This window comes from Methyloceanibacter marginalis, from assembly GCF_001723295.1.
Classification (GTDB): domain Bacteria; phylum Pseudomonadota; class Alphaproteobacteria; order Rhizobiales; family Methyloligellaceae; genus Methyloceanibacter; species Methyloceanibacter marginalis.
On sequence record NZ_LPWD01000116.1, the window covers coordinates 1 to 2,296 of the forward strand.

General features: G+C 64.6%; 2 protein-coding genes and 1 pseudogene. All 3 read right to left on the reverse strand.

The genetic code is table 11. From position 1 onward, the window contains the following. A pseudogene (locus AUC71_RS05210) lies at positions 1-1,262 on the reverse strand (PEP/pyruvate-binding domain-containing protein); the annotation flags it as partial. An 80-nt stretch (positions 1,263-1,342) separates the two neighbouring features. After that, the gene (locus AUC71_RS05215; RefSeq protein WP_069623410.1) at positions 1,343-1,756 is read right to left on the reverse strand and encodes a gamma-glutamylcyclotransferase family protein; all 414 of its coding nucleotides are present in this window, start codon (positions 1,754-1,756) and stop codon (positions 1,343-1,345) included. Further along, positions 1,753-2,178, reverse strand: a complete 426-nt coding sequence (locus AUC71_RS05220) for a VOC family protein (protein ID WP_069623411.1) — start codon at positions 2,176-2,178, stop codon at positions 1,753-1,755. Before AUC71_RS05220 ends, AUC71_RS05215 begins: the two co-directional genes overlap by 4 nt. Positions 2,179-2,296: the final 118 nt, after the last annotated feature.

A 2,296-nucleotide genomic window follows, 5' to 3' on the forward strand; every position in this document is an offset into this window, starting at 1 on the left:
GGCGAGGCCGGCAAGCCCTTGGCGAGAACGGTCATCTCCGCGTCGGGTCGAGCGTCGGATGGAGAAGCTGATCGAGCTGCGCCGGATTGAGGCTCAGCACGGCCTCCTGCTCGGTGATGATGCGTCGCGCGCCATGTCGACCGCGATCTTCAGCGCGGCTTGGGTGGAGCGCTTGCCCGAGCGGGTTTGCAGCATGAACAGCTTGCCTTCCTGCACGGTGAACTCGATGTCCTGGAGATCGCGGAAATGCTTCTCCAGCGCCGCGCAGGCGGCCTTCAGATCCGCGAAGGCTTCCGGCAGGAGGGCTTCCAGGGATTGCTTGCCGTTGCCGGAAGCGGCGCGATCGTTCTCGGTCAGAGGCTGGGGCGTGCGCAGGCCCGCCACCACGTCCTCGCCTTGCGCGTTCAGAAGAAACTCGCCGAACAGCTCGTTCGCGCCGGTAGACGGGTTGCGGGTGAAGACGACTCCGGTGGCGCTGTTGTCGCCTCTGTTGCCGAAGACCATGCTCTGAATGGTGACGGCCGTACCCCAAGCGTCGGGGATATCGTGGAGCCGGCGATAGGCGATCGCGCGCGCGTCTGCCAGGAGCCGAACACCGCGGCGATGGCACCCCAAAGCTGCTCATGGAGATCCTGGGGGAAGGGCTGCTCCAGCTCCCTGCCGACCAGGGCCTTGAAGCGAACGACGATCTCCGCCCAGTCCTCGGCAGCGAGCTCCGGATCGAGCTCGAAGCCTTTGAGATTCTTGTAGTTCTCGAGGATCTCCTCGAACATGCCGTGATCGATGCCGAGCACCACGTCGGCATACATCTGGATGAAGCGCCGGTAGGTGTCATAGGCGAAGCGGCGGTCGCCGGTGAGCCGCGCCAGGCCCTCGACGGTCTCGTCGTTGAGACCGAGATTGAGCACGGTGTCCATCATGCCCGGCATGGAGGCGCGCCCGCCCGAGCGCACCGACACCAGCAGCGGATTGTCCACGTCGCCGAAACGCGCGCCGGTGATCTTGCCGACCTTGGCCAGCGCCTCGTCCACCATGGGTTTCAGCGCCTCGGGCAGCTTGCGGCCAAGCTCATAGTAAGCGGCGCAAACTTCCGTCGAGATGGTGAAGCCCGGAGGCACGGGGAGCCCGAGGCGCGACATCTCGGCCAAATGCGCGCCCTTGCCGCCGAGAAGCTCCTTGTCTCCGGCCGAGCCGTCGGCGCGTCCATCGCCGAAGGTGAACACCCATTTGGGCGCCGCTTTTGCCTCCACGGCTTCGTTCATCGATTCCATGATCCTTCCTCAGCCAGCGGTCCTTTTAGCCCGTCCGGCGGGTGTCGCACAAACAAGGCGGAGAAAAAGACCTAAGGACGAACCGGGCGCGGCGTCTTCGCGTTCCGATGTGCGACGAAATCGCCGCTCGGAATGACCCGTGCATTGGGAGGCTTGGTCACCCCATAGGCCCAGGCGGTCACCGTACCACCGTCCAGAAGCGCCACCTGCAGCGGCACGCGCTCGTAATTGGGATCGCCGGCCTCATAGGCATCGAGCTCGGCCAGCAGCTTGCCGCCGGGCTTCAGCGCAAAGACGTCGCCTAGGATGTGACGCTTCTCGCGCTCATCGAACATCGCCGCCGGATACCAGCCGAGATCGTAGAGGCGCCCCGGAACGCTGCCTTTGCCCACGTGGCGCGCACGCGCGAAGAGGCGCCGCGCCATGGGATGATCGCTCTCGGAGCGAAGCGTGCCGTAGACGAAGATGTGGTTGGGGTCGCTCATTCCGGCAGGTCGATACGCCCATTCTCTTGCATGGGCCAAAACGGATTATAGGCGACCTCCCAGACATTGCCGTCGGCGTCGGCGAAGTAGCCGTTGTAGCCGCCCCAGGACGCTTTCTCGGCCGGCTTCAAAATCGTCGCGCCGGCGGCACGCGCTTTGTCCAGCATCGCATCCACTTCGCTTTCACTGGCGCAGTTCATGGCGACGACGATACCGCCATTGCCCGTCCAGAGACCTTCGGCCTTCGCGTCCTCGACCTGCTCCTCGCGTGTCCAAAGCGCCAGCACGACGGAACCGGCCCGAAAGAAGGTCACGCTCTCTTGGCTTGCGCTGGATTTTGCGAGGCCGAGCCGCTCATAGAAGGACGTGGCCTTGGCGATGTCGGCGACGCAGAGCGTCACGAGGCTGATATGCGGCGACATGAGTTCCTCCTGATGGGTGTTTGCACCGACTCGGGAAGCGCTGCCCAGTAATCACGGGAGCGGCTCGATCGCAACGCTGTCTCCCTCGCCGTCGCCGGCTCTTTTCTACCTCCCCCTT

Bases quoted from the DNA above. Each gene is read 5' to 3' on its own strand.
- AUC71_RS05220 (WP_069623411.1), bottom strand. From the start codon at position 2,178: ATGTCGCCGCATATCAGCCTCGTGACGCTCTGCGTCGCCGACATCGCC.
- AUC71_RS05215 (WP_069623410.1), bottom strand. From the start codon at position 1,756: ATGAGCGACCCCAACCACATCTTCGTCTACGGCACGCTTCGCTCCGAG.